This window comes from Pseudomonas avellanae BPIC 631 (genome assembly GCF_000444135.1).
Taxonomy (GTDB): Bacteria; Pseudomonadota; Gammaproteobacteria; order Pseudomonadales; family Pseudomonadaceae; genus Aquipseudomonas; species Aquipseudomonas avellanae.
Window position 1 is genome coordinate 1 of sequence record NZ_ATDK01000222.1, and the last position, 6,568, is coordinate 6,568.

At 57.7% G+C, this 6,568-nt stretch carries 6 protein-coding genes, 1 tRNA gene and 1 pseudogene; 5 read left to right on the forward strand and 3 right to left on the reverse strand.

What is annotated here, in order from left to right:
* Positions 1-96: 96 nt before the first annotated feature.
* Positions 97-945, forward strand: a pseudogene (locus DW49_RS0109920) (MFS transporter); the annotation flags it as partial.
* Here the strand turns inward: DW49_RS0109920 and nhaR are convergent.
* Positions 942-1,844, reverse strand: a complete 903-nt coding sequence (gene nhaR, locus DW49_RS0109925; RefSeq protein WP_024420339.1) for a transcriptional activator NhaR — start codon at positions 1,842-1,844, stop codon at positions 942-944. The pseudogene DW49_RS0109920 and the gene nhaR overlap by 4 nt on opposite strands.
* 132 nt (positions 1,845-1,976) lie before the next feature.
* On the opposite strand from nhaR, the gene DW49_RS0109930 reads away from it, so the two are divergent.
* Both DW49_RS0109930 and DW49_RS0109935 read left to right on the forward strand, forming a co-directional pair.
* Entirely contained in the window at positions 1,977-2,219 is a 243-nt protein-coding gene (locus tag DW49_RS0109930; RefSeq protein ID WP_005618436.1) for a hypothetical protein, read from the forward strand.
* Between the two features lie 34 nt (positions 2,220-2,253).
* Entirely contained in the window at positions 2,254-3,015 is a 762-nt protein-coding gene (locus DW49_RS0109935) for a TerC family protein (RefSeq protein ID WP_017708170.1), read from the forward strand.
* A 101-nt stretch (positions 3,016-3,116) separates the two neighbouring features.
* Here DW49_RS0109935 and DW49_RS0109940 read toward each other — a convergent pair whose 3' ends face one another.
* The gene (locus tag DW49_RS0109940; protein ID WP_005737762.1) at positions 3,117-3,296 is read right to left on the reverse strand and encodes a hypothetical protein; all 180 of its coding nucleotides are present in this window, start codon (positions 3,294-3,296) and stop codon (positions 3,117-3,119) included.
* Positions 3,297-3,515: 219 nt separating this feature from the next.
* Here DW49_RS0109940 and DW49_RS0109945 point away from each other — a divergent pair, with 219 nt between their 5' ends.
* Positions 3,516-4,211 carry a peptidase C39 family protein gene (locus tag DW49_RS0109945; protein WP_024420342.1) on the forward strand — a complete coding sequence of 232 codons (696 nt, stop codon included), beginning with the start codon at positions 3,516-3,518 and terminating at the stop codon, positions 4,209-4,211.
* A 72-nt stretch (positions 4,212-4,283) separates the two neighbouring features.
* Here DW49_RS0109945 and DW49_RS0109950 read toward each other — a convergent pair whose 3' ends face one another.
* On the reverse strand, positions 4,284-5,567 hold the full coding sequence (locus tag DW49_RS0109950) for an NAD(P)/FAD-dependent oxidoreductase (RefSeq protein ID WP_005618432.1): 1,284 nt from the start codon (positions 5,565-5,567) through the stop codon (positions 4,284-4,286).
* A gap of 182 nt (positions 5,568-5,749) precedes the next feature.
* On the opposite strand from DW49_RS0109950, the gene DW49_RS0109955 reads away from it, so the two are divergent.
* Positions 5,750-5,826 (forward strand) — tRNA-Val (locus DW49_RS0109955).
* Positions 5,827-6,568: the final 742 nt, after the last annotated feature.

The following is a 6,568-nucleotide window of genomic DNA, read 5'->3' on the forward strand; positions in this document are numbered from 1 at the left end:
GGCATTGCAGGCTCGTATTGGTGTTGTGTGAGAACTCCAACAATACGGGCCTGTTCTCATAGGGATCAATAGGTTACGTCGAAACGGGAACAGACCCTAGGGCTGCCGGTGTTCTGGGCGCTGGCCAGCGAAACCGCCGTGGACATCGTCGGACCGGAGTTCGCCGGGCGGGCGATTGCCCGCATCGGTTTCGGGATTGTCTGCGCCACGGTGTTCGGCATCCCCGTTGGTACCCTGATTTCGGATGCGTTCGGCTGGCGCAGTGCGTTCTTCGTGCTGTCCGGGCTGGCCTTTGCCAAGGCGCTGTTGCTGGCAGTGTATCTGCCACCGACGGCCGCAAAGAAAAAACCGGTTTCAATCCTCAAGCAATTCGGCATTTTGCGCAGCCCGATGATGCAGGGGCATGTGCTGCTGTCGGTTCTGGTGTTCAGCGGTATGTTCACGGCCTATACCTACCTGGCAGACATGCTCGAGCGGCTGGCCGGGTTCGACGGCAATCTGGTGGGCTGGTGCCTGATGGGCTTTGGTGCGGTCGGTTTGCTCGGCAACTCGCTGGGCGGGCGCATGGTCGATCGGCATCCGTTGATGGCCAGCCTGGTGTTCTGCGCCTTCATGGTGGTCGGCATGACGGCCGTGGTGCCGAGCATTCATTCGGTGTTTGCCTTGCCACTCGCGCTGGCGGTATGGGGCATCACCCAGGCGGCGCTGTTTCTGGTCAGTCACGTGCGGCTGATCAAGGCCGCACCCCAGGCGCCTGCTTTCGCTGCCTCGCTGAACATCGCCGGGGCGAACCTGGGCATCGGCATCGGAGCGTTCATCGGTGGCAGAGTCATTGATCATCTGGGGCTGGGTAACGTCGGTTTCGCCGCTGCGGGCATCATTGTTCTGGCCATTGTGCTGGCGCTTTTGCTGATCAAGCGTGATCCCGGCCCGCTCGCGGCCTAGCCTGCATCGGTAAACAGCTGATTTCGGGCACTTTCGGCAATGGCGACAACGCCTGGGTGCCTGACCTTGCGCTCCACGGTGATGGCGTAAAAAGACTCCGTCACCGCGTCGGTCTGGCCAATCACCTGCACGCCGTACTGGCTCTGTACTTCGTCGGCGATAACGCTGGGCGCGACAAAGATGCCACTGCCGGATTTGCCGAAAGCCTTCATCAGCGCACTGTCATCGAACTCGCCAATGATGCGTGGTTGAATTTTCTGCTCGGCAAACCAGCGCATTAGTCTGCCCCGGACCACGGTTTCCTGCCCCGGAATCAACAGCGGTGCGCTGTGCATGCACTGCGGGAAGTCGTTCCCGACGCGCTCGGCCACTTCACGGGTCGCGAAAAAAGTGACCCCGCATTCCCCCAGCTTTTGACTGTAGCCCTTGATGTCCAGGTGCGGCGGCATGGGGCTGTCCGAGATCACCAGGTCCAGACGCTGGATGGCCAGGTCAGCCAACAGCCGTTCGAGTTTGTCTTCGCGGCAAGTGATGCGAATGGGTTCCGCAAGGTCCATGGTCGGTGCAATCAGCCTGTAGACGATGGATTTGGGCACCACGTCGGCAACGCCGATGCGCAACAGCAGTTGCTGCTCGTCAGGTTGCGAACGCAGCAGGCTTTCCAGTTCATCGCCCAGCTGAAACATCTGTTCGGCGTAGGGCAGGGCGAGGCGACCGGCTTCGGTCATTTCCAGCCGGCGCCCGACGCGCTGGAACAGATCGACCCCCAGCGCCGCTTCCAGCAGGCTGATCTGCCCGCTGACGGTTTGCGCTGTCAGGTTCAGCTGTTCGCAGGCGCGCACAATGCTCCCGGTCTTGGCCACTACCCAGAAATAGTGCAGTTGTCGGTAATTGAGCATACTGATCGCCGATTCGTTAAAACCGAAGTATACGCCCCATAAAATCGAATTTTCCTTATGTTTCAAAATGTCTAGAATCCGCCTCAACGCCGGACTGGACACACCGTCTGGCCCTGTCTTATCGAGGAGCCCATGAATAAATCCATTTACGCTGCGCTGTTGAGCTGTTCGCTGCTGGTAATGGCAGGATGCGATCAGATAGAGTCGTCCACTAAACAGGTGCTGGGTACCGCAGCCAACACCGCCAAACAGGCGATTGATGACACGCATCAGGCCGCGACCCAAGCGCTTGATGAGGCCAAACAGGAACTTTCGGGACAAGAGCCAACACAAAGCTCGGCTGAAACCGAAAAAAAGTCAGATAAAGACATTTAACCCACAACTATTGGCTCAGGCAGGGCAGTGATCTATGGAATACCTATTGGAACTTGCGACAAGTCCCGCAGCCTGGATCGCCTTGGCGACACTGGTGGTGATGGAAGTCGTGCTGGGCATCGACAACCTTATTTTCATTTCTATCATCACCAACAAGCTTCCGGAACATCAGCGCGAAAAGGCTCGTAAGCTGGGTATTGGCATGGCTCTGGTGATGCGCCTGGGCTTGCTCAGTACCGTTGCGTACATCGTCCAGCTGACAGAGCCTGTGTTCGAGGTGTTCAACCAGGCGTTCTCGTGGAAGGACATGATCCTGATCGCCGGTGGTCTGTTCCTGGTCTGGAAGGCAACCACTGAAATCCATCACAGCATGGACATCAAGACCGATGAAGAGAAGGCCTTGGGTTCGGTTGTGGCATTGAGCATGGGCGCGGCCATTGTGCAGATCCTGATGCTGGACCTGGTGTTCTCCATCGACAGTATCATTACTGCCGTAGGCATGACCGAACACCTGCCTATCATGATCATCGCCGTGGTGTCCGCTGTGATCGTGATGCTGGTTGCCGCCAACCCGCTGGCGAAGTTCATCAACGACAACCCGACTGTGGTCATGCTGGCACTGGGCTTTTTGATCATGATCGGTATGACGCTGATCGCCGAAGGTTTTGGCGCCCACGTACCGAAGGGCTACATCTACGCTGCCATGACGTTCTCGGCAGCCATTGAAGGCCTGAACATGCTGGTGCGCAAGGCAAGACGCAAAAAGGCTGCCGCTGCTCAGGCATCCGCTCACTGATAAACGGTTTCACTGAAGAAAAAACGGTCGACCCGGCTGCCCGGGTCGACCGTTTTGCATTCCACGTTTGGTACAAGTGCACGCCAGTCGGCAGGCGAGGTTCAACTGGCGACTGCAGCCTGAGCCTTCACAGGCTTTGCCACGACCGGCCGCTGTGGTGCAGGCGGCTCGACACCGCGTGGGTGATAACGACGCGAAACACGCATGACGCCCCAGAGCATCGCACTGGCCACTGCCAGCCACGAAGCGATCAGCATCACTATTGTCAGTTCCAGGCTCATAAGTGCCTCCCAATTCCTGCTTTTCTCGCGGTCTTGATAACTGACAGTCTAGTACGAAGCATGTTTCGATTAGTTGACCAATGGCATCGGGCTATGAACGATTTGTGCTATGAACACCGGCGGACTGCTGCACAACGCTATACCCCGATCGCCGACGGCTCTATGATCGGCACTCAGGCCGGGTCGCGGGTTGCTCGGCATCAGTTGAAGTGAGTGAGCATGTTGTCGGTTTCTCTTTTTGGCGTTATTACCAGCGCCAGGCGTCCGTGGCTGGTTTTGGCCTTTATCGCCGGCCTTGCCGGCTGCTCATCGATGGTGACGCCCCAGATCAAACGCCTGCCGGACCGGGTCGAACTGACCTCGGTGCCGTTCTTTCGCGGCAATGCCTATCAGAGTGGGCCCGGCGCGCTGGCAAGCATGCTGGCCAACCAGCAAGTGCAGACCACCCCCGGCCTGCTCGACAAACCGCTGCAACTGCCGGGTGCCGAAGGTCGTTTAGAGCAGAACATGCAGAACGTCGCGCGCGAATACGGCTTTATGGTCTACCCGCTGGGTGGTGAACTGCAGGATCTGCTGACTCAAGTGTCGGCGGGGTATCCGGTGATGCTGCGGTTTGCGCAGGGTTCTGTTCTCTGGAAAGGACCGCGCTATGGCGTGTTGATCGGTTACAACCGGGTCAAGGAAACCGTTTTGCTGAATGCGGGAATGGACCGTCGTTATTCGATGAGCTTCAGCAGCTTCACGTCTGCCTGGAAAGACGCAGGCAGCTGGGCGGTGCTGGTTCAGTCGCCTCGACAGTTGCCTGCCGGGGTCGATCAGCAGCGTTGGTTGCAGGCGGTCGACGCACTGGCGAAAGCAGGACAGGAGCAGGCGGCCGGCGAGGCGCAAAGGACTCTGGAACGAAGCGTTAAATGAAATCAACGCGGCGTTGATGAAAACGGCACCCATGAAGGTGCCGTTGTTTAGTACCTGCGACCCGAGTCGAGTCTAGAAACCCAAACGGTCACGCAAGCTGTAATACCAGGCACCCAGCGCCGTGAGCGGCGTGCGCAGCATCTGCCCGCCGGGGAACGGGTAATGAGGCAGGTCGGCGAACGCATCGAAACGTTCGGCCTGCCCGCGCAGGGCTTCGGCCAGCACCTTGCCAGCCAGATGCGTGTACGTCACGCCATGCCCGCTGCAACCCTGCGAGTAATAGATGTTGTCGCCAAGCCTGCCAACCTGCGGCAGGCGAGACAGGGTCAGCAGGAAGTTGCCGGTCCACGCGTAGTCGATCTTCACGTCCTTGAGTTGCGGGAATGCCTTGAGCATTTTCGGACGAATGATGGCTTCGATGTTAGCCGGATCTCGTGCGCCATACACCACGCCGCCACCGTATATCAGGCGCTTGTCGGCGCTGAGGCGGTAGTAATCGAGCAGGTAGTTACAGTCTTCGACGCAGTAGTCCTGCGGCAGGAGTGTTTTGGCCAGCTCATCGCTCAGCGGCTCGGTGGTAATCACCTGAGTGCCGCACGGCATCGATTTTGCCGCCAGTTCCGGCACCAGGTTACCCAGATAGGCGTTGCCCGCCACAATAATGAACCTGGCCCTGACTTTACCCTGCGCGGTGTGAACCACCGGGTTGGCGCCACGCTCGATGCGAATGGCCGCCGATTGCTCATAAATAGTGCCGCCCAGTGTTTCGACGGCAGCCGCTTCGCCCAGCGCCAGATTGAGCGGGTGAATATGGCCGCCGGTCATGTCCAGCAGACCACCGATGTATTGATCGCAGGCCACAACTTCGTTGATCCGGCGCTTGTCCATCAATTCCAGGTGGCTATGGCCGTAGCGTTCCCAGAGCCGTTGCTGGGCTTCCAGGTGCGCCAGTTGCTTGCTGGTCAGCGCCGCAAACACACCGCCGTCCTTCAGGTCGCACTGAATGCCATAGCGGGAAACCCGGTCACGAATGATGGCCGCACCCTCAAATGCCATCTGCCCCAGCAACTGCGCCTGGCGCGGCCCGACGGTGCGCTCGATCACGTCGATGTCACGGCTGTAACTGTTGACGATCTGCCCGCCGTTACGGCCCGACGCGCCAAACCCGACCTTCGCGGCTTCCAGCACCGTGACCCGAAAGCCGTTTTCCAGCAGAAACAGCGCGCTGGACAGGCCTGTATAGCCAGCCCCGATGACACACACGTCAGTCTCGACCTCGCCTTGCAAGGCGGGACGTTCCGGTACAGGATTGGCCGAAGCTGCGTAATAGGATTGAGGGTAGGGCGTGTTCGCCATCCTGAGACTCCGTTTAATATTCTTGACGATGGCGCTGATCGTACCCGAGATACGGAGCCGCTACCAGCAACAGAGAAAAACAGCTCCGGCCTGATTTCCTGCAAAAAACGCTGTAATTCATGGGCTTAGGTTAAAAATGCATTGACAGGCATCTGGATATCCGTAGAATGCCAACCCACAGCAGGCACGTAGCTCAGTTGGTTAGAGCACCACCTTGACATGGTGGGGGTCGTTGGTTCGAGTCCAATCGCGCCTACCAAACAAATCCGCTCTGCTGGGCGGTCGAGAGGGGGAATCCGAAAGGGTTCCCCTTTTTTGTTCCTTGAGAAAACGTTCACAATCTATAGGCATCGTTCACACACCGCAATGGGAACGTCCGTTCTCGTTCAAATCGTCGTTCACACGAACGTTCACACCTCATTCACAGTGGCATTCACACGAGTAAATGTGAACGACCATACCTAACCTACTGATCTGTATGGCCTGATCACCTTCTTGTTAAGGTGGTGCTCATTGTTCGTGGCCTCACAATGGCAAGCTTCTAACCAACTGAGCTACGTGCCTGCTGTGGGCTGGACGCTACCCAACCGCTCTGTAGAGTTTTCTTGACGCTCAAGGGGCAGGGCTATTTCTGTGTGCGTGGGGTCATCAAGGCGAGGGGGTAGGCAAAGGGGTTAGGGGTCGTCCCTTCTTATGCATTGCGTCAAGGAAATTTCTAGGAAAAATTCCCGGCTGGGGGCATGATGGCTCAATGCTTTCAGTCAGTGGTGGCCGTGTTGAAAATACCTTTGTGCTTGCCTCTGATGCTCGCCATATCTCCGCCACTGCTTGCAGAGGTCAATCCTGAGCTGATAGCTTATAAAATCAGGGAGGAGTGTCGAAGTTATTCCGACATTCTAGTGTACCGTCTCAAAATTAACTTCTCTCATGCCTGCGTGGTCATTGCCGCGCGGGCTCGCTGTATTTTGTTCAAAATATCTTCTCCCTTAGCGTTCCAAACG